Origin of the sequence: Methylorubrum sp. GM97, assembly GCF_024347855.1 — a bacterium.
GTDB classification, from domain to species: Bacteria; Pseudomonadota; Alphaproteobacteria; order Rhizobiales; family Beijerinckiaceae; genus Methylobacterium; species Methylobacterium extorquens.
Genome location: NZ_AP025942.1, coordinates 2,773,920 through 2,798,474 on the forward strand (window position 1 = coordinate 2,773,920; position 24,555 = coordinate 2,798,474).

Annotated in this window: 21 protein-coding genes and 1 pseudogene; 13 read left to right on the forward strand and 9 right to left on the reverse strand. The window is 67.0% G+C overall.

Annotated elements, in window-relative coordinates; all coding sequences use genetic code 11:
- Positions 1 to 185: 185 nt before the first annotated feature.
- From acs to MSPGM_RS12775, 4 genes are all read left to right on the forward strand, one after another.
- Positions 186 to 2,135: an acetate--CoA ligase gene (gene acs / locus MSPGM_RS12760; RefSeq protein ID WP_012752884.1), complete on the forward strand. Its 1,950-nt coding sequence runs from the start codon at positions 186 to 188 to the stop codon at positions 2,133 to 2,135.
- A 211-nt stretch (positions 2,136 to 2,346) separates the two neighbouring features.
- On the forward strand, positions 2,347 to 2,733 hold the full coding sequence (locus MSPGM_RS12765; RefSeq protein ID WP_003597382.1) for a DUF485 domain-containing protein: 387 nt from the start codon (positions 2,347 to 2,349) through the stop codon (positions 2,731 to 2,733).
- The gene (locus tag MSPGM_RS12770; RefSeq protein WP_003597383.1) at positions 2,730 to 4,415 is read left to right on the forward strand and encodes a cation acetate symporter; all 1,686 of its coding nucleotides are present in this window, start codon (positions 2,730 to 2,732) and stop codon (positions 4,413 to 4,415) included. Before MSPGM_RS12765 ends, MSPGM_RS12770 begins: the two co-directional genes overlap by 4 nt.
- Before the next feature lie 258 nt (positions 4,416 to 4,673).
- Positions 4,674 to 6,410, forward strand: coding sequence for an MFS transporter (locus tag MSPGM_RS12775; RefSeq protein WP_003597384.1), 1,737 nt, complete (start codon positions 4,674 to 4,676; stop codon positions 6,408 to 6,410).
- Positions 6,411 to 6,623: 213 nt separating this feature from the next.
- On the opposite strand, the pseudogene purH reads toward MSPGM_RS12775, so the two are convergent.
- From purH to sseA, 3 genes and pseudogenes are all read right to left on the reverse strand, one after another.
- Positions 6,624 to 8,221, reverse strand: a pseudogene (purH, locus tag MSPGM_RS12780) (bifunctional phosphoribosylaminoimidazolecarboxamide formyltransferase/IMP cyclohydrolase).
- A 207-nt stretch (positions 8,222 to 8,428) separates the two neighbouring features.
- Positions 8,429 to 10,141: a heparinase II/III family protein gene (locus MSPGM_RS12785; protein ID WP_003597386.1), complete on the reverse strand. Its 1,713-nt coding sequence runs from the start codon at positions 10,139 to 10,141 to the stop codon at positions 8,429 to 8,431.
- A 187-nt stretch (positions 10,142 to 10,328) separates the two neighbouring features.
- The gene (sseA, locus tag MSPGM_RS12790) at positions 10,329 to 11,177 is read right to left on the reverse strand and encodes a 3-mercaptopyruvate sulfurtransferase (RefSeq protein ID WP_012752889.1); all 849 of its coding nucleotides are present in this window, start codon (positions 11,175 to 11,177) and stop codon (positions 10,329 to 10,331) included.
- A 272-nt stretch (positions 11,178 to 11,449) separates the two neighbouring features.
- Here sseA and MSPGM_RS12795 point away from each other — a divergent pair, with 272 nt between their 5' ends.
- Positions 11,450 to 11,686 (forward strand): hypothetical protein, encoded by a 237-nt coding sequence (locus MSPGM_RS12795; RefSeq protein ID WP_003606795.1) that lies wholly within the window; start codon positions 11,450 to 11,452, stop codon positions 11,684 to 11,686.
- 82 nt (positions 11,687 to 11,768) lie between these two features.
- On the opposite strand, the gene MSPGM_RS12800 is transcribed toward MSPGM_RS12795, so the two are convergent.
- Positions 11,769 to 12,854 carry a calcium-binding protein gene (locus tag MSPGM_RS12800; RefSeq protein ID WP_012253974.1) on the reverse strand — a complete coding sequence of 362 codons (1,086 nt, stop codon included), beginning with the start codon at positions 12,852 to 12,854 and terminating at the stop codon, positions 11,769 to 11,771.
- Between the two features lie 674 nt (positions 12,855 to 13,528).
- On the opposite strand from MSPGM_RS12800, the gene MSPGM_RS12805 reads away from it, so the two are divergent.
- From MSPGM_RS12805 to gyrB, 7 genes are all read left to right on the forward strand, one after another.
- Entirely contained in the window at positions 13,529 to 15,061 is a 1,533-nt protein-coding gene (locus MSPGM_RS12805; RefSeq protein WP_012253975.1) for a DEAD/DEAH box helicase, read from the forward strand.
- A gap of 174 nt (positions 15,062 to 15,235) precedes the next feature.
- On the forward strand, positions 15,236 to 15,421 hold the full coding sequence (locus MSPGM_RS12810; protein ID WP_003600744.1) for a YegP family protein: 186 nt from the start codon (positions 15,236 to 15,238) through the stop codon (positions 15,419 to 15,421).
- A 126-nt stretch (positions 15,422 to 15,547) separates the two neighbouring features.
- Positions 15,548 to 15,832: a hypothetical protein gene (locus tag MSPGM_RS12815; protein WP_003600741.1), complete on the forward strand. Its 285-nt coding sequence runs from the start codon at positions 15,548 to 15,550 to the stop codon at positions 15,830 to 15,832.
- Positions 15,833 to 16,041: 209 nt separating this feature from the next.
- Positions 16,042 to 16,185: a hypothetical protein gene (locus tag MSPGM_RS12820; protein ID WP_003600739.1), complete on the forward strand. Its 144-nt coding sequence runs from the start codon at positions 16,042 to 16,044 to the stop codon at positions 16,183 to 16,185.
- An 86-nt stretch (positions 16,186 to 16,271) separates the two neighbouring features.
- Entirely contained in the window at positions 16,272 to 16,691 is a 420-nt protein-coding gene (locus tag MSPGM_RS12825) for an acyl-CoA thioesterase (protein WP_261925662.1), read from the forward strand.
- Between the two features lie 164 nt (positions 16,692 to 16,855).
- Complete coding sequence (locus MSPGM_RS12830) at positions 16,856 to 17,500, forward strand: MBL fold metallo-hydrolase (RefSeq protein WP_003600734.1); 645 nt, start codon at positions 16,856 to 16,858, stop codon at positions 17,498 to 17,500.
- Positions 17,501 to 17,738: 238 nt separating this feature from the next.
- Positions 17,739 to 20,186 carry a DNA topoisomerase (ATP-hydrolyzing) subunit B gene (gene gyrB, locus MSPGM_RS12835; RefSeq protein ID WP_003600732.1) on the forward strand — a complete coding sequence of 816 codons (2,448 nt, stop codon included), beginning with the start codon at positions 17,739 to 17,741 and terminating at the stop codon, positions 20,184 to 20,186.
- 63 nt (positions 20,187 to 20,249) lie between these two features.
- Here gyrB and MSPGM_RS12840 read toward each other — a convergent pair whose 3' ends face one another.
- The gene (locus tag MSPGM_RS12840) at positions 20,250 to 20,957 is read right to left on the reverse strand and encodes a sigma-70 family RNA polymerase sigma factor (protein WP_003600731.1); all 708 of its coding nucleotides are present in this window, start codon (positions 20,955 to 20,957) and stop codon (positions 20,250 to 20,252) included.
- A 440-nt stretch (positions 20,958 to 21,397) separates the two neighbouring features.
- Between MSPGM_RS12840 and mscL the strand changes: the two genes are divergently transcribed.
- Positions 21,398 to 21,823, forward strand: coding sequence for a large conductance mechanosensitive channel protein MscL (mscL, locus tag MSPGM_RS12845; protein WP_003600729.1), 426 nt, complete (start codon positions 21,398 to 21,400; stop codon positions 21,821 to 21,823).
- 6 nt (positions 21,824 to 21,829) lie between these two features.
- Here the strand turns inward: mscL and MSPGM_RS12850 are convergent, their stop codons facing one another.
- From MSPGM_RS12850 to MSPGM_RS12865, 4 genes are all read right to left on the reverse strand, one after another.
- On the reverse strand, positions 21,830 to 22,120 hold the full coding sequence (locus MSPGM_RS12850; protein ID WP_003600728.1) for a hypothetical protein: 291 nt from the start codon (positions 22,118 to 22,120) through the stop codon (positions 21,830 to 21,832).
- Between the two features lie 291 nt (positions 22,121 to 22,411).
- Positions 22,412 to 22,825 carry a DUF1236 domain-containing protein gene (locus MSPGM_RS12855; RefSeq protein WP_003600727.1) on the reverse strand — a complete coding sequence of 138 codons (414 nt, stop codon included), beginning with the start codon at positions 22,823 to 22,825 and terminating at the stop codon, positions 22,412 to 22,414.
- Positions 22,826 to 23,007: 182 nt separating this feature from the next.
- Entirely contained in the window at positions 23,008 to 24,189 is a 1,182-nt protein-coding gene (locus tag MSPGM_RS12860) for a pyridoxal phosphate-dependent aminotransferase (RefSeq protein WP_003600726.1), read from the reverse strand.
- A gap of 121 nt (positions 24,190 to 24,310) precedes the next feature.
- Complete coding sequence (locus tag MSPGM_RS12865) at positions 24,311 to 24,502, reverse strand: hypothetical protein (RefSeq protein WP_003600725.1); 192 nt, start codon at positions 24,500 to 24,502, stop codon at positions 24,311 to 24,313.
- Between the last annotated feature and the right edge of the window lie 53 nt (positions 24,503 to 24,555).

The window sequence follows — 24,555 nt, forward strand, 5'->3', positions numbered from 1 at the left end:
TTCCGGAAGACCGTCAGTGTGCGCGACGCCTCCAATGAATTACTGTGCAACTCGATTGCGCAAAACTGCCGACCTCGACTTTTTGGTGCTTGCCGGGTGTATTCATGTGCGCTTAAGAGTTCTGAGGAAGCCCCGGCTGCGCGGACCTTCGCGATACGATCGGGCACCGGCAGGGAAGAAACCAAATGAGCGAGAAGGTCATCGACGTTCAAGATGCCTGGCGGGACCGGGCTCTGATCGACGAAGCCAAGTACAAGGAAATGTACGAGGCCTCCGTTTCTGATCCTGAGACGTTCTGGGGCGAGCATGGCAAGCGGATCGACTGGTCGACGCCGTTCAGCAAAGTCAAGAATACGAGCTTTGCGCCGGGTGACGTATCGATCAAATGGTTCGAGGACGGCAAGACCAACGTCGCGCTAAACTGCATTGACCGTCATCTCGCGACCCGCGGCGACCAGACGGCGATCATCTGGGAGGGCGACGACCCCAACGAGTCGAAGCACATCACCTACCGGCAGTTGCACGCCGAAGTGTGCCGGATGGCCAACGTCCTGCGCAATCGCGGCGTCGGCAAGGGTGACCGCGTCACGCTCTACCTTCCGATGATCCCCGAGGCCGCCTACGCGATGCTGGCCTGCGCGCGTCTGGGCGCCATCCACGCCATCGTCTTCGGCGGCTTCTCGCCCGACTCGCTGGCGAGCCGGATCAAGGGCTGCGGCTCGAAACTCGTCATCACGGCCGACGAGGGCCTGCGCGGCGGGCGCAAGGTGCCGCTCAAGGCCAACGTGGACGAGGCGATCAAGCGCCTCGACAAGGATCTCGTGGACCACGTGATCGTGGTGAAGCGCACGGGTGGCAACGTGGCGATGGAGCCTGGCCGCGACGTCTATTACCACGAGGCCGCCGAACAGGTGACCGACGAATGCCCGGCGGAGGCCGTCGAGGCCGAGCACCCGCTCTTCATCCTCTACACGTCGGGCTCGACCGGCCAGCCGAAGGGCGTGGTGCACACCACCGGCGGCTACCTCGTCTACGCTTCGATGACCCACCAATACGTCTTCGATTACCACGAAGGCGACGTCTACTGGTGCACGGCCGATGTGGGCTGGGTCACGGGGCACAGCTACATCGTCTACGGTCCGCTCGCGAACGGCGCGACCACGCTGATGTTCGAGGGCATCCCCACCTATCCGTCGAATTCCCGCTTCTGGGAGGTGATCGACAAGCACAAGGTCAACATCTTCTACACCGCGCCGACCGCGATCCGCTCGCTCATGGGCGGCGGCGAGGGGCCGGTAAAGAAGACCTCGCGCCAATCCCTGCGGGTGCTGGGTTCGGTCGGTGAGCCGATCAATCCGGAAGCCTGGGACTGGTACTACCGCGTCGTCGGCGATTCCCGCTGCCCGATCGTCGACACGTGGTGGCAGACCGAGACCGGCGGCATCCTCATCACCCCGCTGCCGGGGGCGACGCGGCTGAAGCCCGGCTCGGCCACGCTTCCGTTCTTCGGCGTGCAGCCGGTGATGGTCGATGCCGAGGGGAAGATTCTCGACGGCGCCTGCGAGGGCAACCTCTGCATCAAGGACAGCTGGCCCGGCCAGATGCGTACGGTCTACGGCGACCACGAGCGCTTCGAGCAGACCTACTTCTCGACCTACAAGGATCTCTACTTCACCGGCGACGGGGCCCGGCGCGACGCGGACGGCTATTACTGGATCACCGGCCGCGTGGACGATGTCATCAACGTCTCCGGACACCGCATGGGTACGGCGGAGGTCGAATCCTCCCTCGTCGCCCATCCGAAGGTCTCGGAAGCGGCGGTCGTCGGCTATCCGCACAACGTGAAGGGCCAGGGCATCTACGCCTACGTCACCCTCAACGAGGGTGAGGAGGGCACGGATGAACTGCGCAAGGAGCTGGTCACCTGGGTCCGCAAGGATATCGGCCCGATCGCCTCGCCCGATCTGCTCCAGTTCGCGCCGGGGCTGCCGAAGACCCGCTCCGGCAAGATCATGCGCCGCATCCTGCGCAAGATCGCCGAGGACGATTTCGGCTCGCTCGGCGATACCTCGACCCTGGCCGAGCCGGCCGTGGTCGATGACCTGATCGAGAACCGCCAGAACCGCTCGGCCTGAGCGGTGCCGACCGCTCCGGCCGTCTCGCGCGGCCGGAGCCGTTTCACGCAACGACTTTTGCCGGAAACCGGCGTGCCGGGCGTCCGCTTCCGACGCGCCGGTCGCGGGTCCTGACGGGGCGAGCGCCAGCGCCCTGATTGTCGTCCTTAAAGAATAAGCAGCCGATCCCGGCCCTCGCCGCGCTGGGCCACGATCGCGCCGGAGGAGATTCATGAGCACCATCCAGACGGTGGGACCATCCGCGACGTCGGACGCCCGCTCGCTCCATGGGGCAGGAGCCCTCGACATGCCCGAGCCCGATCACCGGCTCGACCGCATCGCCGAGCACCCGACCTTCAAGACCTTGGTGCACGAACGCACACGCTTCGGCTGGATCCTCACCGGCCTGATGCTGTTCGTCTATTTCGGTTTCATCGGCCTCATCGCCTTCGACAAGGCGCTGCTCGCCACCAAGGTCGGCGGCACGGGCTCGCTCGGCTTCTACATGGGCATGTTCGTCATCGTCTTCGCCTTCGTGCTGACGGGGATCTACGTCGCCCGCGCCAACACCCGCTACGACCGGCTCTCGGCCGACCTCATCCGGAGCCTTGCCAAATGATCCGCCTCGTCCCCCTTCTCGGCGCCGCCCTTGTCGGCGCGACCCCGGCGCTCGCAGCCGGGCCGGATCTCGGCGCCGTGCAGCAGCAGGCCACGAACTGGCCTGCGATCTTCATGTTCCTGTTCTTCGTCCTGTTCACCCTCGGTATCACCTACCGGGCGGCGAAGGGTTCGAAGTCGGCGGCCGACTTCTACGCGGCCGGCGGCGGCATCTCGGCGCGCACGAACGCCCTGGCGATCGCCGGCGACTACATGTCGGCGGCATCCTTCCTCGGCATCTCGGGGCTCGTCTATTCCTCGGGCTTTGACGGCCTGATCTACTCGACGGGCTTCCTCGTCGGCTGGCCGATCGTGCTGTTCCTGATCGCCGAGCGTCTGCGCAACCTCGGCAAGTTCACCTTCGCCGACGTGGCGAGCTTCCGCCTCGACCAGACCTCGATCCGCATCATCTCGGCGACCGGCACTCTCGTCGTGGTGGCGTTCTACCTGATCGCGCAGATGGTCGGCGCGGGGAAGCTGATCCAGCTCCTGTTCGGCCTGCCCTACCTCTACGCGGTGGTGATCGTCGGCGCGCTGATGATCATCTACGTCGCCTTCGGCGGCATGAAGGCGACGACCTGGGTGCAGGTCATCAAGGCCTGCCTGCTGCTCGGCGGCGCGACCTTCATGGCCGGCGCCGTCCTCTACAAGTACGGCTTCAGCCCGGAAAAGCTGTTCGCGACTGCCGTGCAGACCCATCCGAAGGGCGACGCCATCATGGCGCCCGGCGGCCTCGTCTCGAACCCGATCGACTCGCTCTCGCTCGGCGTCGGCCTGATGTTCGGCACCGCGGGCCTGCCGCACATCCTGATGCGCTTCTTCACGGTGTCCGACGCTCAGGCCGCGCGTAAGTCGGTGTTCTACGCCACCGGCCTGATCGGCTACTTCTACATCCTCACCTTCATCATCGGCTTCGGCGGCATCGCCCTGCTGATGTCCGACCCGAGCTACTTCAAGCTCGGCGCGGACGGCACGACCTACGACAAGATCAAGGACATGGTCGGCGGCACCAACATGGTGGCCGTGAACCTCGCCAACGCGGTGGGTGGACCGTACTTCCTCGGGTTCATCTCGGCGGTGGCCTTCGCGACGATCCTCGCGGTGGTGGCGGGCCTGACGCTCGCCGGCGCCTCGGCGATCAGCCACGACCTCTACGCGCAGGTCTTCGCCCGCGGGCGGACCACGGAGCGGGCGGAGGTGAACCTCTCCAAGGCCTCCGCCGTCGGCATCGGCATCGTGGCGATCTATCTCGGCTACGTGTTCGAGAACCAGAACGTCGCCTTCATGGTCGGGCTCGCCTTCTCCGTGGCAGCGAGCTGCAACTTCCCCGTCCTGGCCATGTCGATCCTCTGGCGCGGCACCACGACCTGGGGCGCGCTCATCGGCGGCCTCGTCGGACTCCTGGCGGCGGTGGTCATGGTGGTGCTGTCCGACGCGGTCTGGGTGAAGACCTTCGGTCATCCGGCGGCCCTGTTCCCCTACGCGAACCCAGCCCTGTTCTCGATGCCGCTGGCCTTCGTGACGATCTGGGCGGTCTCGAAGATCGACAGGACCCGTCGAGCCGACCGCGAGCGGGCCGCGTTCGATGCCCAGTTCGTGCGTTCGGAGACCGGCATCGGAGCCTCGGGCGCCCACGCGCACTGAGCCTCGGGCGTAGGCCAACCGTAGAGGGCGCAGCCGACGAGGCTGCGCCCTTTTTGCGTCCGCCAAGTCTTCGCCCGTTACCGCCGCCCGAATTCTGTCAACTACGCAGCCTGCACCGCGATTTACCTATTGGGCAGCTTCAAGGCATGCGGTAACACATGCGTGTGCATGCGCCGAGCGCATGGAGCGGGTTGAAGCCGGCGAACCGGACGCCCGCGCGCGTGTGACCTGCACGTGTGACCTGGAGGAACGACAGAGATGGCTGGGGCAACCGCAATACCGCGGTCCGGGGACGCAGTCAGGCCGATGACTGCGGGTGAGAAGAAGGTCATCATGGCCTCCTCGCTCGGGACCGTTTTCGAGTGGTACGATTTCTATCTATACGGCTCGCTCGCCGCGATCATCGGCGCGCAGTTCTTCTCCGCATACCCGGAGGCGACCCGCAACATCTTCGCATTGTTGGCCTTCGCCGCAGGCTTCCTTGTGCGCCCGTTCGGCGCACTGGTGTTCGGCCGGCTCGGCGACATGGTCGGTCGTAAGTACACCTTCCTCGTCACCATCCTGATCATGGGCATCTCGACCTTCGCGGTCGGCCTTCTGCCCTCCTATACGACCCTCGCGGCCTACAATGTCGGCTGGATTGCGCCGGTGACGCTGCTGGCGCTGCGCATGCTCCAGGGTCTCGCGCTCGGCGGCGAGTACGGCGGCGCGGCGGTCTACGTGGCCGAACACGCTCCGGCGGGACGGCGCGGCTTCTATACCGCCTTCATTCAGACCACCGCGACGCTCGGCCTGCTGCTCTCGCTGATCATCATCCTCTCGACGCAAGGCTACGTGAACAGCGCCTATCCGGCGACCACGGTGACCAACGCGGACGGGACCACGACCACGCTGACGGCCTTCCAGGTCTGGGGCTGGCGCATTCCGTTCCTCGTCTCGGTGGTGCTGCTCGCCATCTCGGTCTGGATCCGCCTGCAGATGCAGGAGAGCCCGGCCTTCAAGAAGATGAAGGAGGAGGGCACCCACTCCAAGGCGCCGCTCTCGGAAGCCTTCGGTCAGTGGAAGAACGCCAAGTGGGCGCTGCTGGCCCTGCTCGGCCTCACCGCCGGTCAGGCCGTGGTCTGGTACACCGGCCAGTTCTACGCGCTGTTCTTCCTTCAGAGCATCCTGAAGGTCGATCAGTTCACGGCCAACATCATGATCGCTTGGTCGCTGATTCTGGCCACCGGCGGCTTCCTGTTCTTCGGCAGCCTCTCGGACCGGATCGGCCGCAAGCCGATCATCCTCGGCGGCTGCCTGATTGCGGCGCTCACCTACTTCCCGCTGTTCAACATGCTGACCGCCCAGGCCAACCCGGCCCTGCACGCGGCCCAGGCGAACGTGCCGGTGGTGGTGAAGACGAACAAGGACGATTGCTCGTTCCAGTTCAATCCGGTCGGTACCGCCAAGTTCACCAAGGAGTGCGACGTCGCCAAGGCGCTGCTCGCCCGCTCCGCCGTGAACTACACCACCGAGAACCAGCCGGCCGGTACGCCGACCGTGGTCAGCATCAAGGGTAAGGACTTCCCCGTCGCCGATCCAAACTTCGCCAAGGCGGTGCCGGCGGCGCTGACCGAGGCGGGTTACCCGTCCGCGTCAGCCAATCCGACCGTGATCAAGGCCGCGAACCCGATCGACATCTTCACGGGTCAGAAGCTCGCGGTCGTCGGCATCCTGACGATCCTCGTCCTCTACGTGACGATGGTCTACGGCCCGATCGCCGCCGCGCTGGTGGAGCTGTTCCCGACCCGGATCCGCTACACCTCGATGTCGCTGCCCTACCACATCGGTAACGGCTGGTTCGGCGGCCTTCTGCCCGCCACCGCCTTCGCGATGGTGGCCCAGACCGGCGACATCTATTTCGGCCTCTGGTACCCGATCGTGATCGCGCTCTTCACCTTCGTGATCGGCCTGATCTTCATCCCCGAGACCAAGGACCGGGACATCCTGTCCTGACAGTTTCGGAGCCGACGGACCATACGGAAAAGGCCCCGCCGAGAGGCGGGGCCTTTTTCATTTCGGAAGCCGCCCCGGCTCCCGTCGAGGGATGTGCCGAGCGCGCCGCCTTAAAGCGCTTTCCGACGAGGTGGATGTCGGTTCGGCATGGGAAAGCGCGTCAAAACAGGAGTTTAGAGACAGCGGCCTGATGCGATCAGGTCGGATACATCTCTAGTGCCGGAAGTGGCGCACGCCGGTGAACACCATGGCGAGCCCGGCCTCGTCGGCGGCCCGGATCACCTCATCGTCGCGCATCGAGCCGCCGGGCTGGATCACGGCGGTGGCACCGGCCTCGGCGGCGGCGAGCAGGCCGTCGGCGAAGGGGAAGAAGGCGTCGGAGGCCACCGCCGAACCCTTGGCGAGGCTCTCGGACAGGCCGAGGCGCTGCGCCGCTTCCGCCGCCTTACGCGCGGCGGTGATCGAGGAATCCACCCGCGACATCTGCCCGGCGCCGATGCCGACCGTGGCGCCGCCCTTGGCGTAGACGATCGCGTTCGACTTCACGTGCTTGGCGACCCGATAGGCGAAGCGCATGTCGGCGAGTTCCGCCTCGCTCGGGGCGCGCTTGGTCACGACCTTCAGGTCCATGTCGTCCACGCTGAGCGCATCCCGGCCCTGGACCAGGAAGCCGCCCGCCACGGTGCGGATGACCTCGCCCTTCGCCCGCGGATCGGCGAGGCCGCCGGCGAGCAGCAGCCGCAGGTTCTTCTTGGCGCCGACGATGGCGAGCGCCTCCTCGGAGGCGTCGGGGGCGATGATGACCTCGGTGAAGATCTCGACGATCTTTCTCGCGGCCTCGGCGTCGAGAGGCCGGTTGAGGGCGACGATGCCGCCGAAGGCCGAGGTCGGGTCGCAGGCCAGCGCCTGCTCATAGGCCGCCAGCAGATCCGGCCCTTCTGCCACGCCGCAGGGATTGGCGTGCTTGATGATCGCCACCGCCGCCGTGCGGGCGGGGTCGAACTCGGCGACGCATTCGTATGCGGCGTCGGTGTCGTTGAGGTTGTTGTAGGACAGTTCCTTGCCCTGGGCCTGCCGGGCGGTGGCGATGCCGGGGCGCAGGGTGCCGGGCAGGCGGTAGAAGGCAGCCGATTGGTGCGGGTTCTCGCCGTAGCGCAGGCTCTGGGCGAGCGTTCCGCCGAGCGCCTTGAAAGTCGGGGCCTTGTCGCGTCCCTCGACCTCGGCGAGCCAGTTGGCGATCGCCGCGTCGTAGGAGGCGGTGCGCGAAAACGCCTTCTGCGCCAGCCGGCGGCGGGTCGTGGCGGTGAGGTTGCCGTCATGCTCCGCGAGTTCGGCGAGGATGGCGCCGTAATCCGAAACATCCACCACCACGGCGACGTCGGCATGGTTCTTGGCCGCCGCGCGGATCATCGCCGGGCCGCCGACATCGATGTTCTCGACGCAGTCGTCATAGGCCTTGCCGGCCTTCAACGTTTCCTCGAACGGGTAGAGGTTGACCACGAGCAGGTCGATCGCGTCGATGCCGTGGGCGGCCAAAGCCGCCTGATGCTCGGGTTGTCGCGCACCGCGAGCAGGCCGCCATGAACCGCCGGATGCAGCGTCTTCACCCGGCCGTCCATCATCTCAGGAAAGCGCGTCAGCTCGGAGACTTCCCGGACGGCAAGACCCGCTTCGGTCAACGCGCGGTGGGTGCCGCCGGTCGAGACCAGTTCGACGCCGCGCTTGCTCAGCGCCGCAGCGAAATCCGTGAGCCCAGTCTTGTCCGAAACGGAAAGGAGGGCGCGGGTGACCCGGATCTGGTCGCGCGGCATGGGGATCGCCTGTGTCGTCAGTGAGGGAATTTGCGCGCGCGGTAGCACGGAACCGGCCGGGGCGGCCAGTTGAAGCGGACGATGTCCGGCTACAGAGGCGAGTGTTTCAACCGCTACACTTAAGAGCCGCGTCCTGCCGAGCGGCACCGAAGCCGTCATCGGGGGCTCCCGTGCATCCGGCGGAAGCCCGCGGCTCCGCAATTGGAGTCAGACCTGCTCGATCTGCCAGCGCACCAGCGCGTCCTCATCCACCGTCAGGTGTAAGACAATCTGCGCGGTCCGCCGCGCTCCGACGACGCCCGCGAAATAGACGCTCTCCTCGATCGCCGCCGTCGCACCCTCCACCGTGAAGCGCCAGCGCTCGCCGGTCGGCAGGCCCAGCATCACGCTGCCGTCGTCCTGAGGCTGCGTCGCGACGGCGGTGTGGAGATGGAAGCGCACCGCCACCGGCTGGGGCCGCGAGCGCGGGCGCTTGCTGTCGCGCCGGAACGCGTCCTCGCCCGCCAGCCGCACGGGGCTGTCGGAGAGGCGCCAGCGGCGCTCGTGCAGGATGCCGAATTCGGTGACGTAGCCGTCATGGCGCGCGGCCAGGACCGCGGCCCCGTTCTCCGTGCGCCGCTCGACCGCGACCGGACCGGGACCGCGCAGGACCACGGGGCCGCGGCGATAGAGCAGCCAGCGGGCAGCGATCCGGCTGATCCACCAATCCTCCGGCTCGTCGAGGAAGCGGCAGGAAGAGGTGTCGGCGACTGTCGCCGTCGAGTGTGCGGCGGTGCTCCGCGCTGCCCGGCGCAGCTCGCCGCCGCTCGCGGGACTGCCGCAATTGACGACGATGCGCTGCGCCCCGCTCGTCAGTTCGAAGGAGAGGCAGCCGGCGGCAGCCTCACGCGACTGGTCCATCGGCGGCGGCGCGCCGACATCGCAGACGAGCACGACCCGTCCCAGTTCGAGCCGGGCGTAGCCGGAATGGGAGGCGTACATCAGCGGCTCGGTGCCGGCCCCGTCATAGACCAGCAGCGTGGCGAGATGGTCGGCCGCCGTCACGCCCATGCCGTTGAAGTGGCTGAGCGAGGCATCGCCGTGCCGCAGGAGGCGCAGCGCCGGCAGCATCCGGTCGACGGCGCGCAGGAGCGCTTCCGGCGGATCGACGCTGCGGCTGAGGAAGCTCTGGCGCAGGGGCAGCAGATCGAGCAGCAGCTCCATGGCAAAGCGCGGATCGCGGGATCGGTGGCCGCCGTCCGGCAGGATCTGCGCTTCGAGTTCGCGCACGAGGATGCGGGTGGCCCGGCGCAGGATCGGCTCGATGCCCTCGCAGCACAGCCCGGCATAGGTCAGCGCCACCGCTGCCAGCAGGCGCGATTGCGGCGGTGATGACCGCCGCAGCGAGCGCTCCAGTTCCCGCGCGCCCTTGCCGACCGCCTTGAGGAAGGCCTGATAGAAGGCGTGGTCAGCGCCCTCCAGCACCAGCGGCGACTGGCACAGGAACGAGATCAGCCGGCGTGAGGCGACCGGCACCGGGCTGGCGCGAGCCGCCTCGCCGCGCCCGCTCATGAAATCCGAGACGAAGGCGCGGGCATTGGCCCGGGCCAAAGCCGTGTCGGCGGCGCGCAGATGGCGCAGCCAGCCGAAGCCGTAGAGCGCATCCGCCCATTCGGGGGAGGGGGGATCGTAGTCGAAAGGCGAGCGTCCGCTCACCACCAGCGAGCGGCCGGCGAAGACGAACAGGCCGGAATAGATGTCGTCGGCGAGCGAGGCGTCGCTGGTCCGCAGGTCGTGCGGCGCGATCACGAGGCCGGTCACCCGCGCGCGGGTGAGGATCTCGGGCCGCGCCGTGAGCTGTGCCGTCCGTTCGCGAACCGCGCGGACGATCTCGTGACCGAGCAGGCGGTAGAGCTGCAAGCGTTCGGGGCCCCTGCCCAAGCCGTATCCTCCGAGCCTTCGAGACGGGCCGTACGGGTTGCCGCCCGGAGCCGCCCCATGGGGCACCCGGCAGCCGGCTTCGGCCAAGCTTATGCCCGTCCTCTTAACCACCCTTTAACGCTGTGTCGTCCTCGCCGGGGCCGGCATCCCCGGAATGCACCGGCCCGACGCGGCGGCGCTTCGCCGCTCAGGCGGGGCCGGTCTCGACGGGGCGGGCGGGATCGGCGCCCCATTCCGACCACGAGCCGTCATAGAGCGCCCGCGGCTCCTTGCCCAACGTCTCGAGTGCCAGCGCGACGATGGCCGCGGTCACGCCCGAGCCGCAGGTTGTGACGACGGGGCGGTCGAGATCGACGCCGGCCTCCGCGATCGCGGCGCGCAGCGAGGCCTCGTCCCGCAGGCGGCCGTTCGCCTGAAGGGCGGCGTAGTGCAGGTTCTTGGCGCCGGGCATGTGGCCGGGGCGCACGCCGGGGCGGGGCTCCGCCTCCTCGCCGCGGAAGCGCGGGCCGGAGCGGGCATCGACCACCTGCGTCGTGCCGCCGGCCAGGGCGCGGGCGATGTCGCCCGCATCTGCCACGGCGCCGTTGTTGAGCCGCGCCGTGAAATGGCGCCGGTCGCGCGGGCGGCCCTCGCCGTCCTCGGTCGGGTAGCCCGCAGCGACCCAAGCGGGCATGCCGCCTTCCAGTATCTTGACGTCGCGCATGCCGAAGGTCTGGAGCATCCAGCGAACCCGCGGCGCCGAGAACAGCCCCATCCCGTCATAGACCACGACCTGCGCACCGTCGCCGACCCCGAGCGCGCGCATCTTCGAGGAGAACACCTCGGGCCGCGGCAGCATGTGGGGGAGGGTGGATTCGGTGTCGCTCATCGCGTCCAGATCGAAGCGGATCGCACCGGGGATGTGGGCTGCCTGATACTCCGCAGCGGCGTCGCGCCCCTGCGCCGGCAGGTACCACGAGGCATCGAGCACGACGACGTCCGGCGCGTTCAGGCGCTGATGCAGCCATTCCACCGTGACGAAGGGCGATGTGGTCATGAATGTCCTCGCTGCGCGGGTCTTCGCGGGGAAGACACCACATCCGGCATCGGCGGGGTTTCGGCAAGTCCAAGGATCGGAAAGCCTGCGCGTCACCGGGTCGGCGGGGGCTGTGACCCTTTCGCCGGACTGTCAGCGGGCCGATGTTCGGGTAAGTGCCGATCGGGACCGGCCCGGCGATGGTCGGGATTGATCGTCGGTGGCCTCTGCCAAAGCCGACCGGTCGGGATCCGCCGGGCGCGACACGACAGATCTGAGGATGCGGAAGCGACGTGCGTGAGACCTACCACATCGAAGTGCTCGGCCCCGAGGAGGCCGGCGCGCCGGGAGGCGTGCAGCAGCGCATTTCCGTCCGGATGGACAGCCTTGAGGGGGCAAAGGAGCGGGCGCGCCGCCTGTTCGCCCGGGCCCGCGTGCCGCAGCGCTCCCGCACCGCGGCGGAGGCGGTGCGGGTGATCGACGGGGCGGGGATCGAGGTCTTCCGGATGAGCCGGTTCGACGAAGGCTGACCGGTCGCTTGCCGGCGCGGCTGCGAGCCTGACGCGGGGCCGCATCGATTGCTTAGTCGATATTTCGGCCTCGACGCCGAGATCAGGCGAAGGTGCCGTCGTTGAACGTCGCGCGGCCCTCGACGGCGCCGTATTCGAGGTAGTGCAGCAGAGGATTGAGCCCGGCCGCCGCGACATCGCCGTTGGCGGCGAGGTACTGCTTGGTGTCGAACTGGGCCGAGGGATCGCGGCCTTCCTTCCACCCGTAGGTGAGGTAGTGTTCGAGGGGATTGATGCCGGCCGCCGCAACATCGGCGTAGGCAGCCAGATACCCCTTCGTGTCGAAGAAGGCGTTCGGGTTGCGGCCTTCCTTCCAGCCGTAATCGCTGAAGTGCTGCTCGGCGTCGTTCCCGTTCCGGTAAACGTCGCCGTACCGGCTGAGGTAGAACAGGTCGTCCACGGCCTGGTTGCCGTCACCCTGCAGGATCGAGCGGTCGGCGAAGGCGAACACTTCCGTGTTCTTGACCGTGTCGAGCGAGTTCTGTCCGGCGATGGACGATAACGTGCCCGCGGACGTCACGCCAGCTTGAGCAAAATTGAAGTTGAACACCGCCGTGTCGATGCCGAGGGCGCCGTCGAGCGTATTGGTGCCCGTTCCGCCCGACATCCGATCATTGCCGTAATCGCCGAACAGGACGTCGTTGCCGGCGTCGCCGAACAGGACATCGTTGCCGAGATCGCCGTCGACGAGGTCGTTGCCGTCGCCGCCGTAGACGGTGTCGTCGTCCTCGCCGCCCGCGACGAAGTCATTGCCCTCTTCGCCGAAGACGAGGTCAGCGCCCTGCTCGCCAACGAAAAAGTCGTTGCCCCGGCCGCCGTACAGGACGTCGTCGCCGGGATTGCCGGCTGCGTAATCATCGCCGTCCTGACCGTAGATCGTGTCGTTGCCGATCTCGCCAATCAGCTGGTCGGATCCGTTGCCACCGTAAATCGTGTCATTACCCGGCCCGCCGGCAATGTAATCGACGTTGTTTCCGCCGGTGATCGTGTCGTTTCCGTCCTGACCGTCGATCCGGTTGAATCCACCCGGGTCCGTAATGACATCGTTTCCGAGGAGACCGAGAATCACGTCGTCTTGAAGGGTACCGTTGAGAACGTTGTCGCCGTTGGTTCCCGAAATCGTGGCCATTGCAAAACTCCCGCCCTGGTGGTTGCCAAGCAGACCAACGGGCATCCCCGACAGACGTGGCAATGTTCCCGACGCAGGGATGATTTTATTCGAAACTATAAAATGTTGTGAGAGCGGAATTTTACCGCACGATTATTCCATATGATAGACGGCGCTCCGGCGGATTGAAGCGGACCGAACACGGCGTCTTCCGTCGCTGCGCGACTTGATGAAAATTTATAGCAAAGGTGCTGCGTTCTGCGGTGCAAAAGCTTGGCGGTGCAAATTGCGAAGGGTTTTGCGAAACCGTCACTTTGCCTGTCCGCTGTCATCAGTTCCGAGAACCCGCTCGCTGGACAGGTTCACACCTCGGGATCTGCAGCTGCCCCCTGAGAGGCCGCTCCGTGGCTCGCGCGCCGGGATCGAAGGGATCGGGAGGTTGGGCGCATTGACTTCGCAGGTGCAACGTCGCATATCGCATCTGCAGCGTCAGCGACCGAACGGGGTCGCTTGAGGGGGCTGCGTGACGGTTTGCGCCTTTTCCAAGGTTGTGCCCCGGCCCCTCTCTTCAACGTGTATGCACCCCAGGCCGCTCCATCACGCGGGCAGCCTCCCGGACCGATGGACCCGCCTTTGATAGTCCCGCGCGAATTGATGCGCCGGATTGCGGGTTCCGCTGCCTTGAAAGTAACGACTTGACCCAATTTACCGATTTCGGCCTCGCTCAGCCCGTGCTCCGCGCGCTGGAAGAGGCCGGCTACGTCACGCCGACGCCGATCCAGGCGCAGGCCGTTCCGCCCGCGATGGAAGGCCGCGACCTCTGCGGCATCGCTCAGACCGGCACCGGCAAGACCGCCGCCTTCGCCCTGCCGATCCTGCATCGCCTGTCGCTCGACAGCCGCCGTGCGCCGCGCCGCGGTTGCCGCGTGCTCGTGCTGTCGCCGACCCGCGAGCTCGCAAGCCAGATCGCCGACAGCTTCTCGGATTATGGCCGGCACCTGCCCTACACCAACACCGTCGTCTTCGGCGGTGTGAACATCACCCGCCAGGAGCGTGCGATCGCGCCGGGCGTCGACATCCTCGTCGCCACGCCGGGCCGCCTCATCGACCTCGTCGATCGCCGCGCGCTGACGCTGGAGGGCGTCGAGATCCTCGTCCTCGACGAGGCCGACCAGATGCTCGACCTCGGCTTCATCCACGCGCTCAAGCGCATCGTGAAGATGCTGCCGGCCAAGCGCCAGAGCCTGTTCTTCTCGGCTACCATGCCGAAGAACATCGCTGGGCTTGCCGACCAGTATCTCAGCAACCCGGTGCAGGTGGCGGTCACGCCCGTGGCGACCACCGCCGAGCGCGTCGATCAGCAGGTCATCTTCTGCCACACCGGCGCCAAGCAGGCCCTGCTCAACCACGTCCTGCGTGACCCGAAGATCGAGCGCGTGCTCGTCTTCACCCGCACCAAGCACGGTGCGGACCGGGTCGTGCGCGGCCTCGACAAGGCCAGCGTCGTCAGCGCGGCGATCCATGGCAACAAGAGCCAGCCGCAGCGCGAGCGGGCGCTCGCCGCCTTCCGCGACGGTTCCTGCCGCGTGCTGGTGGCGACCGACATCGCCGCCCGTGGCATCGATGTCGACGGCGTGACCCACGTCGTGAACTACGATCTGCCGAACGTGCCGGAATCCTACGTCCACCGCATCGGCCGCACGGCGCGTGCGGGTGCGGAAGGTCAGGCGATTTCGTTCTGCAACGACGAGGAGCGCGCTTACCTGCGCGACATCGAGCGCACCACGCGCCAGAAAATTCCCGTCGGCGGGTTCCCCGAGGGCTTTGTGCCGCCGACGCGCCAGGAAGCGCAGGACAACGCCGCTGAGGAGGCGCGCCGTCCGCCGCGTCAGCCCCAGGGTCGCCCCGGCCAGCGCCAGGGTCGTCCGGGCGGCGGTCGCGGCCAGGGTGGCGAGGGACGCGGCGAGCCGCGCGCCCACGAAGCCCGCGGCGGGCGTCCCGGTGGACAGCCGGGTCACCGTCAGGACCAGCGCGCCGCGGGCGCACCGCGCCCCGACGGTCAGCGGCAGGACCAGCGCCGTCCCGAGCGGGCCGGCGAGGCTCGTCCGCAGGGTGCGCGTCCGCAAGGAGCCCGTCCGAGCGACGGCCGTCGCGACGGTCGGCCCGCGCGCTCCGGGGGCGAGGGCGGCCGGGCGATCGGCTGGCTCGACCGCGCACCGCGCACCTGAGCCGCGGACGGCCTGACGATCCCGCGTCGAACGCCCGCCCCATTGCGGGGCGGGAGGGGACGCAACCGATCGTCGGCGTCTTAACGGGCCTCTGACATCGATCTTTTCGGCGCGGGATGCGTTCATCCCGCGCCGTTCTCGTTCGGAGCACGGCCTGTCAGGAGATCAGGCGGAATGCGCTACGAACTCTATCGTGATGCGGGTGGGCAGTGGCGCTGGCGCCTTCGCGTCCAGAACGGCAACGTCATCGCGGATTCCGGTGAGAGCTATGTTCGCCGCGAGGATTGCGAGCGCGGAATCGAACTGGTGAAGGGCAGCGCCGAGGCGTCCGTCGTCGACATGACGACGAAGATCGCCTGACCCCCTTTTCACAGCCCCTGCGGTCGCTCTTTTGACGAAACCGTTTCGCGGCCTCGTGCGTTCTCGCTCGCGCGGTGCGCCGGGTTCGGCGTGTCCGTTCGCGAATGCCGAAGAGGGAATGCCCACTTGCTCAGAAAACTCCTCCTTGCCGCGCTGATGGTCCTGGGCCTCGCCGCGGTGTCGCCGCAGGGTGCGTCGGCCGCCCCGGTCGGCCCGTCGGCTGCGCTCGTGACCGAGACCGCGCCCGCGACCATCGAGAAGGCGCAGTATTACGGCGGTGGCTGGGGGCCGCGCCGTCATTACGGCCGCCGCTTCTACGGCCCGCGCCCGTTCTACCGTCGCCCGTACTACGGCCCGCGCCGTTTCTACGGCCCGCGTCGCTTCTACGGCCCGCGTCGCTTCTACTATTGATCCGAACGGATCTCTTGGGGTCCCCAACGGACCTCTGAAGACGATCGTTTCCGAATTGAGCCCGGAGTGTCACCGCTCCGGGCTTTTTCGTGTCTGCCTCTTGGACCGGCCGATCACGTCCCGCGCTTTTCGAAAACCCGCGGGGCGATATAGGATGGCGTTCGAGCGAGTATGGTCCGCGTGAGACGGGCCGCTCCGGAGGACGTCCCATGATCGATCTCGTGACGCGGCAGCGGCGCGCGATTGCGCCGCCTCGTACCCTGTCCTGGCAGGACATCCCCCTCGAGCTGTTCGTCTGCGCCGCGGCGATCTTTCTCGCGGCCGGGCTGGAGCTTCTCGGCCTGATGCCCTGACCCGGTTCCACCTCTGGCGCCGGACCGGCGCCCGTGCTTGGCTGTCGGACAACGCGCGATCGAATCGGCGCGAACGGGGGGAATCGATGACGCATGCGATCGATTTTAGCGACGAGCATCCCATCGGCGACCTGACGGTGCGCACGATCGCGATGCCGGCCGACACCAACGCCAACGGCGACATCTTCGGCGGTTGGGTGCTCTCGCAGATGGATCAGGCCGGCGGCATCGCCGGGGTCGAGCGGGCGCAGGGGCGGGTCGTGACCGTGGCCGTCGATGCGATGACCTTCATCCGGCCCGTGCGGGTCGGCGACGTGCTGTGCGTCTACACCCGGATCGGCCGGGTCGGACGCACCTCGATGAAGATCCATTTGGAGGCCTGGGCGCGGCGCTTCCAGACCCAGTTCCGCGAGAAGGTTACCGAGGCGACCTTCACCTTCGTCGCCATCGACGAGGTGGGCCGTCCGCGCCCGATCCCGGTTGAGGGTGAAGCGGCATCCACCTGAGGGAGGCCACCGGATCAGGCAGCCCGCGCGGCGACTGAGCGACGCTCGATCCATCATTTTGAGGGATCAACCGGACCGGAGATGAGGCGCCTCGCATTGGCGCTTGCCGGCGCGACGGTCTAGAACTGTACGCAGTATCCTCATCCTCAAACTGCCGAGTCCGTATGCCCGCCACGCCCCGCGCCGCGATCATCCCGGTCACCCCGTTCCAGCAGAACTGCACGTTGATCTGGGACGATGCCACCAAGGTCGGCGCCGTGGTCGATCCCGGCGGAGACCTGGACCGGATCGAGGCGGCGATTCGGGCGCAGGGCGTGACGGTCGAGAAGATCCTGCTCACGCACGGCCATATCGACCATGCCGGCGGCGCCGCGGAGTTGAAGGAGCGCCTCGGCGTTCCCGTCGAGGGCCCGCACGAAGCCGACAAGTTCCTGCTCGATTCCCTGCCCGAGACCGGCGTGAGTTACGGGATCGACGGCGCCCGCGCGATCACGCCGGATCGCTGGCTCAACGAGGGCGAGACCGTCACCGTCGGCGGCCTGACCTTCGACATCTGGCACGCCCCCGGCCACTCGCCCGGAAGCGTCGTCTTCATGAGCCGCGATGCCCGCTTCGCCCTGGTCGGCGACGTCGTGTTCCAAGGGTCGGTCGGCCGGACCGACCTGCCCGGCGGCAGCCATGAGCAGCTGATCCGGATGATCCGCGAGAAGGTGCTGCCGCTGGGCGACGACGTCGCCTTCATCCCCGGCCACGGGCCGACCGGAACCCTCGGGCAGGAGCGGATGACGAACCCCTTCCTGCAAGGGTGATCGGCGACGCGGGCAGCCGAGGGGCATCCGGGCCGGACGTGATCGACCGGCCCGCGAGGCCTAACGGAGGATTAACGGAATCACGTCACAAAGCGCGGTGTCGCAGCGCTTTACCGACGCAAAAAGCGATGCAAAATCAGGGGGGAACGCCTATATGAAGACGAGACGGAAATAGCAGGCATGCCCGGCCCGTCCGGGCTCGAAACAAGGCTTCCGAGCCGCCTGCCCGAGGAATTTCATGGCTGACTCCCCGAACACCGAACACGCCGACAGCTACGGCGCGGAATCCATCCGCGTGCTCAAGGGCCTAGATGCCGTGCGCAAGCGGCCTGGCATGTATATCGGCGATACCGACGACGGCTCCGGCCTGCACCACATGATCTACGAGGTGGTGGACAACGCCATCGACGAGGCGCTCGCGGGCCACGCGGACCTCGTGACGGTGACGCTCAACGCCGACGGCTCGGTGACGGTCTCCGACAACGGGCGCGGCATCCCCACCGACATCCACCGGGAGGAGGGGGTCTCGGCGGCCGAGGTCATCATGACCCAGCTCCATGCCGGCGGAAAGTTCGACCAGAATTCCTACAAGGTCTCGGGCGGCCTGCACGGCGTCGGCGTCTCCGTCGTCAACGCGCTCTCCACCAGCCTGAAGCTGCGGATCTGGCGCGGTGGCAAGGAGCACCGCATGGAGTTCCGCCACGGTGACGCGGTGGCGCCGCTGGAGGTCGTCGGTCCTGCGGGTGATCGGCGCGGCACGGAGGTGACCTTCCTGCCGTCGACCGAAACCTTCACGATGACGGAGTTCGACTACCCGACGCTGGAGAAGCGTCTGCGCGAGCTCGCCTTCCTGAATTCGGGCGTGCGCATCGTCGTCACCGACGCACGCCATGCCGAGCATAAGCGCGAGGAGCTTTGCTACGAGGGCGGCGTCGAGGCCTTCGTGCGCTATCTCGATCGCTCCCGGAAGCCGGTCGACGGCATGACCAAGCCCGTGACCGTGCTGGGCGAGCGCGACGGCATCCGCGTCGAGGTGGCGTTGTGGTGGAACGACTCGTTCAACGAGACCGTCCTGCCGTTCACCAACAACATCCCGCAGCGCGACGGCGGAACCCACATGGCGGGCTTCCGTGCCGCTCTGACGCGCCAGCTCACCGGCTATGCCGAATCCTCGGGTATCGCCAAGCGCGAGAAGGTCTCGCTCACCGGCGACGATTGCCGCGAGGGGCTGACCGCGGTCATCTCGGTGCAGGTGCCGGACCCGAAATTCTCGTCGCAGACCAAGGACAAACTCGTCTCCTCCGAGGTCCGCCCGGCGGTCGAGAACATCCTCAACGAAGGCCTCTCGACCTGGCTCGAGGAGAACCCGGCCCAGGCGAAATCGGTGATGGGCAAGGTCGTGCTCGCGGCCGCCGCCCGCGAGGCGGCGCGCAAGGCGCGCGAGACCATCACCCGCAAGGGTGCGCTCGACATCGCCTCCCTGCCCGGCAAGCTCGCCGACTGCCAGGAGCGCGATCCGAGCAAGTGCGAGTTGCTGCTGGTGGAGGGCGATTCCGCCGGCGGATCGGCCAAACAGGGCCGTGACCGCACCTTCCAGGCGGTGCTTCCGCTGCGCGGAAAGATCCTCAACGTCGAGCGGGTGCGCGCCGACCGGATGCTGTCCTCGGCCGAGATCGGCACGCTGATCACCGCGCTCGGCGCCGGCATCGGCCGGTCCAGCACCGACCGCGAAGGCTTCAACCCGGACAAGCTGCGCTATCACCGCATCATCATCATGACCGATGCGGACGTGGACGGCTCGCATATCCGGACATTGCTGCTGACGTTCTTCTTCCGGCAGATGCCGGAGCTGATCGAGCGCGGGCACCTCTACATCGCCCAGCCGCCGCTCTACAAAGCCGAGCGTGGCCGGCGCGTCCTCTACCTCAAGGACGAGCGGGCGCTGGAAGACTACCTGATCGATCAGGGCGTCGAGGGTGCCGTGCTCCGGCTGGCCTCCGGCACCGAGTTCGGCGGTGCTCAGCTCAAGACCCTGGTCGAGGAGGCGCGCGCCTTCCGTGGCATCCTGCACGGACTCCACACCCGCTACGACCGCTCGGTGGTCGAGCAATCGGTTCTGGCCGGCGCCTTCGCCAAAGATGTGGCCGAGAATCTCGGCGAGGCGGAAGTGCTGGCCGACCGAACCGCCAAGCGCCTCGACCGGATCGCCGACGAGATCGAGAAGGGGTGGACCGGGGCGGCCTCGGAGGGCGGCTACGTCTTCAGCCGGACGCTTCGCAGCGTGACGCAGGTCGCCAATCTCGATGCGACCCTGCTCGCCTCGCAGGAAGCCCGCCGTCTTGCCGAGCGGGCGGAGACTTTGCGCGAGATCTACGAGGAGCCGGTGACGCTCGCCCGCAAGGGGGACGAGACCGAACTCTATGGCCCGGTGGGCCTGTTCGAGGCGGTGATGGCGTTCGGCCGGAAGGGTCTCCAGCTCCAGCGCTACAAGGGCCTCGGCGAGATGACCGCCCAGCAGCTTTGGGAAACGACGCTCGATCGCGACGTGCGCTCCCTGCTGCAGGTGAAGGTCAAGGATACGACCGACGCCGACGACCTGTTCGTCAAGCTGATGGGCGACGTGGTGGAGCCGCGCCGCGAGTTCATCCAAGAGAACGCGCTGAGCGTCGCCAATCTCGACGTGTGACGCGCCACCCCGAGGGCCGGTGACGGCCTCTCGGGGCGATGCGGATGCCCAGAGCGGCGCGGGTCAGGCCCGTGCCGCCGACAATCCGTTCGGCAAGCCTTCGAAGGAATCGACGAGAAAGGCCCGCGCGCGGCTGACGCGGCTCTTGACCGTGCCGACCTGGCAGCCGAGCTGCTCGGCCGCTTCCTCGTAGGTGAAGCCCTCGGCACCGACCAGCAGAAGCGCCTGCCGCTGCGGCAGCGGCAGGGTGCCGATCAAGTTCATCACCATCCGCAAGCCCGCCGCGTGTTCCTGATCCGGGTGAGCGGTCAGCGTGCCGGCGTGGACGCCGTCGGCGTCCTCGACTTCGCGGCGCCCCTTGCGGATCTCGGTGTAGAACTGGTTGCGCAGGATGGTGAACAGCCACGCCGTGAAGTTCGTGCCCGGCGTGAACCGCTCCCGGTTGGCCCAGGCCTTCACCATCGTCTCCTGAACGAGATCGTCGGCTCGGGTCGGGTTGGCGGTGAGCGAGATCGCGAAGGTGCGCAGCATCGGCAGCGCCTTCACCAGATCGTCGCGGAAGATGGTTTCGACCGCTCCGCCATGGGCGGCGAGCGCCGTCTCGAACTGTCTCAACAGTGCCGCGAGCGGGCTCGGCAACGGAGCCTGCTCCGCCAGGTCGAAGTAGTCCCGCAAGGCAAGCGCCAACTGGCGCGGAACGGCTTTTACCGCTTCGACCCGTACGGAGCCGGGATCATCCGGCAATTCACTGCGAATCAGTTCGTCGGGCATCCGAAAGGGCACCTCGGGATAGGGCAGGGCGTTTGAAGTAGTCACCCCTCGGTAGCAATTGAAAAATGAACTGATGCTAAACGGCGACGGAAAAAGCCCCAATCCCCTTAAGCCGGAAGAGCAGATCGCCCGCACAACCCTTAAGATATGTTTCGAAGTTTTTCTGAAGGATTGCCGGACCGGGGTATGAGGCCGGCTGAAGATTGCGGCGCTCGGCGATCTGTTTCCAGCTTGGCCGTTTGAATTGCGCCGGGCCGGCTCGCTATGCGCACAAGTGCACGGAAGCGGAAAACCGGTCGCCCTCTCCCACCGTAAGTCGGCGATCGGCGCAGCTCCTCTTGGCGGCTCCCCTTTGGCAGCTCCCCTTGGCGACCACCGCTTGCGGCATAGCTTTGCACGCAACGGCCTGCAGCGGAGCCGGCGGTTCAAGGAGCCCGAGTATGTTGGAAGAGTTCAAGAAGTTCGCGTTGCGCGGCAATGTGGTCGATCTCGCCGTCGGCGTGATCATCGGCGCTGCGTTCGGCGCCATCGTCAATTCGCTGGTTCAGGACGTCATCATGCCGATCATCGGCGCGGTGACCGGCGGGCTCGATTTCTCGAACTACTACATCCCGCTGTCATCCAAGGTGCAGGACGGCATGCCCTATGCCGAGGCGAAGAAGGTCGGCGCGGTGATCGGCTACGGTCAGTTCCTGACGCTCGCCGTCAACTTCACCATCATCGCCTTCGTACTGTTCATGGTCATCCGCGCCATGAACGTCCTGAAATCCAGGGAAGAGGCCAAGCCAAAGCCGGTGGCCGAGGTGCCGGCCGATGTGAAGCTGCTGGGTGAAATCCGCGATCTGTTGGCGGCGCGACGGGTGTGAACCGTCCTACTTCTTCGGATCGCCCGCCTCGGGCGTGACGCCAAAGGCATCGAGAATCCGGTCGAGCGCCTGTTCGACCGCTTCGGTGCCTTCCTCATGCGTCTTCAGCCGCGTCTCGAGCCGGCGAAGCTGCGGCTCAAATTCCTGCGGCACGCTCGGTTCGTCGCCGAGGAAGCGTGGCTCGGGGGTCGGCTCGGTATAGACGCTCCGAAGCTCATGACCGAGATGGTCGCGCACCGATTCCGGCAGCGGCGGGTTCTCGGGAAGGTTTTCGGCGGATGTGTCGGAGCCGGTCATCGTCAGTCCTGTCCAGGCGCAAACATCGTCTCAAATGGATAAACGAACGGAACACCGGGAGCGTTGCGTCCGACATTCTCACCTGCCTTCGACAGCATCACGGCAAGCGATCGAACACTGATCTTCCAGGAGAGGGGCCGTCGCGCTCAGGCGATGTGTCGTCGACGAGATAGCGCGCCGGACCGCCTCTCTGCGAACCTTTTGGAGCAGGTCAGAACATGAAAAAGGCCCCGGCAGTGGTTGCCGGGGCCGGATGGTGCCGCCCTTGCGGGCGGCCCATGCGCTGCGTGGTTAGTCGAGCACTTCGATGATCCGGTGGCGACCATCCACCAGCACCGGACGGTCGTTGACCACGGTGTAGCGGGTTCCACGGGTCACGTTGTAGTCGTTCGGGACGTCGTAATACGTCACGCCCGAGGACGGCAGCGTGGAGCCGACGACGACGCGACCGTCGTAGTCATAGGAGCGAACGTTGCGCTCGCGAACATAGGAGCGGAAGCGCGGACGATCCTCGACACCGAGGATGCCACCGATCGTACCGGTCGCCGCACCGACCGCACCGCCGACGATGCCACCGATCGGACCAGCCGCATCGGCGCCTTCCTGAGCGCCGCGCTCCGCGCCACGCAGCGTGCCTTGAGCCTGGGCGGCCATGGGCAGAGCAAGCGCGATAGCCGAAGCAGCGAGAAGGGTCTTGATCTTCATTACAGCATCTCCGTCGTTGTGAGGTTCGCCGCGATCAGGCACAGCGAAGCATGGCCGGATAACGCCGCAGCCTCGAATTCGGATGCATGGAAAATCGAGAAAGGCCGAGATTATCGCTCGATGCCGGAAACGGAGGCCGATCTCGCGAAAGCTGTCACATAGGCGAATGACATCTTTCAATCTCAGCCCGGCGAGTGGTCCGAGAGGAACCGATTCATCCGCTCCAACGCCCGAGCGATGTTCTCGGCGGAGTTGGCGTAGGACAGCCGCAGGTAGCCCTCGCCGTATACGCCGAAATCCGGGCCGCCGATCACCGCGACCCCCGCCTCGTCGAGGAGTGCGGTGGCCAGGGCCTTCGCCTTCCAGCCCGTGCGCGCGATGTTCGGGAAGGCGTAGAAGGCGCCCTTGGGAGTGATGCAGGAGACGTTCGGCAGGCCGTTCAACCCGTCCACGACCAGGCTTCGACGCTGATCGAAAGCGGCGACCATCGCGGCGACGCAGTCCTGCGATCCGTCGAGGGCGGCGACCCCGGCCCATTGCGTGGCGGCGTTCACGCAGGAGAAGGAGTTCACGGCGAGCTTGCGGGCGGCGTCATAGAGCGGCTTCGGCCAGACCGACCAGCCGAGCCGCCACCCCGTCATCGCATAGGTCTTCGAGGCACCGTCGAGCGCGATCAGCCGGTCGCGGATCTCGGGATAGGCGAGGAGCGAGACATGCGCCTCCCCGTCATAGGTCATGGAGCCGTAGATCTCGTCGGACAGCACGGCGACGCCCGGATGGGCGGCAAGACCCTGCACCAGAGCGTCGATCTCGGCCTTCGGCGTGACGCCGCCGGTCGGGTTGGCCGGCGAATTGACGATCAGAAGGCGTGTGCGCTCCGTGATCAGCGAGAGCGTCTCCTCCGCCGAGAAGGCGAAGCCGTTGGCCTCGCGGATCGGCACCGGCACCGGGGTGGCCCCGGTGAACGCGATCATCGAGCGGTAGATCGGGAAGCCGGGATCGGGATACAGGATCTCGGCGCCGGGCTCGCCGAACATCAGGATCGCCATGAACATGGTGACCTTGCCGCCCGGCACGATCATCACCGCATCGGGTGAAACCTCGACCCCGTGGCGGCGGTGGAGGTCCCGTGTCACCGCCTCACGGAGCGGTGGGATGCCGATCGCCGGCGTGTAGCCGTGATGGCCGTCGCGCAGGGCCTTGATGCCCGCCTCGACGATATGGGCCGGCGTCGCGAAGTCCGGCTGGCCGATGCCGAGATTGACGATGTCGCGGCCCTGCGCCGCGAGCGCGCTGGCGCGGGCGAGAACGGCGAAGGCGTTCTCCTCGCCGATCCGATCGAAGGAGGGCACGACACGCAGCATGGCCTCGACCTTCCGTCAGACGCCGGCCGGTGCCGGGATTCGGCCGTGCCTCATGAAACACCCGCTCACTGAGGGGGCCTCAGGGGGCACGGCAGAGCGGCGGGCGTTTCGTAGGAGAGGCTCAGCCGTGGGTGCGCGCGGCGAGGCGGCTCGCGGCGAAGGAGATCGCGCCGCCGACGACGAACAGGATCGCGAAGGTCTTGACGGCGGCGTAGAACAGGGCCGGCTCGATCCCGGAATCCGTGAACAGAACGGCGCAGACGGCTGCGATCGGGAGGAGCAGCACGATGGAAAGCGGCACCAGCGGGTTCATTCGACGTCACTCGCGTTCGTTGAGGGACCGCAGCGCGGCCCGAAGAATAATGC

What these genes read in the sequence shown, in the direction of transcription:
- acs (WP_012752884.1), top strand. Translation starts at nt 186, where the DNA reads ATGAGCGAGAAGGTCATCGACGTTCAAGATGCCTGGCGGGACCGGGCT.
- MSPGM_RS12765 (WP_003597382.1), top strand. Translation starts at nt 2,347, where the DNA reads ATGAGCACCATCCAGACGGTGGGACCATCCGCGACGTCGGACGCCCGC.
- MSPGM_RS12770 (WP_003597383.1), top strand. Translation starts at nt 2,730, where the DNA reads ATGATCCGCCTCGTCCCCCTTCTCGGCGCCGCCCTTGTCGGCGCGACC.
- MSPGM_RS12775 (WP_003597384.1), top strand. Translation starts at nt 4,674, where the DNA reads ATGGCTGGGGCAACCGCAATACCGCGGTCCGGGGACGCAGTCAGGCCG.
- sseA (WP_012752889.1), bottom strand. Translation starts at nt 11,177, where the DNA reads ATGACCACATCGCCCTTCGTCACGGTGGAATGGCTGCATCAGCGCCTG.
- MSPGM_RS12800 (WP_012253974.1), bottom strand. Translation starts at nt 12,854, where the DNA reads ATGGCCACGATTTCGGGAACCAACGGCGACAACGTTCTCAACGGTACC.
- MSPGM_RS12810 (WP_003600744.1), top strand. Translation starts at nt 15,236, where the DNA reads ATGCGCTACGAACTCTATCGTGATGCGGGTGGGCAGTGGCGCTGGCGC.
- MSPGM_RS12820 (WP_003600739.1), top strand. Translation starts at nt 16,042, where the DNA reads ATGATCGATCTCGTGACGCGGCAGCGGCGCGCGATTGCGCCGCCTCGT.
- MSPGM_RS12825 (WP_261925662.1), top strand. Translation starts at nt 16,272, where the DNA reads ATGACGCATGCGATCGATTTTAGCGACGAGCATCCCATCGGCGACCTG.
- MSPGM_RS12830 (WP_003600734.1), top strand. Translation starts at nt 16,856, where the DNA reads ATGCCCGCCACGCCCCGCGCCGCGATCATCCCGGTCACCCCGTTCCAG.
- gyrB (WP_003600732.1), top strand. Translation starts at nt 17,739, where the DNA reads ATGGCTGACTCCCCGAACACCGAACACGCCGACAGCTACGGCGCGGAA.
- MSPGM_RS12840 (WP_003600731.1), bottom strand. Translation starts at nt 20,957, where the DNA reads ATGCCCGACGAACTGATTCGCAGTGAATTGCCGGATGATCCCGGCTCC.
- mscL (WP_003600729.1), top strand. Translation starts at nt 21,398, where the DNA reads ATGTTGGAAGAGTTCAAGAAGTTCGCGTTGCGCGGCAATGTGGTCGAT.
- MSPGM_RS12850 (WP_003600728.1), bottom strand. Translation starts at nt 22,120, where the DNA reads ATGACCGGCTCCGACACATCCGCCGAAAACCTTCCCGAGAACCCGCCG.
- MSPGM_RS12855 (WP_003600727.1), bottom strand. Translation starts at nt 22,825, where the DNA reads ATGAAGATCAAGACCCTTCTCGCTGCTTCGGCTATCGCGCTTGCTCTG.
- MSPGM_RS12860 (WP_003600726.1), bottom strand. Translation starts at nt 24,189, where the DNA reads ATGCTGCGTGTCGTGCCCTCCTTCGATCGGATCGGCGAGGAGAACGCC.
- MSPGM_RS12865 (WP_003600725.1), bottom strand. Translation starts at nt 24,502, where the DNA reads ATGAACCCGCTGGTGCCGCTTTCCATCGTGCTGCTCCTCCCGATCGCA.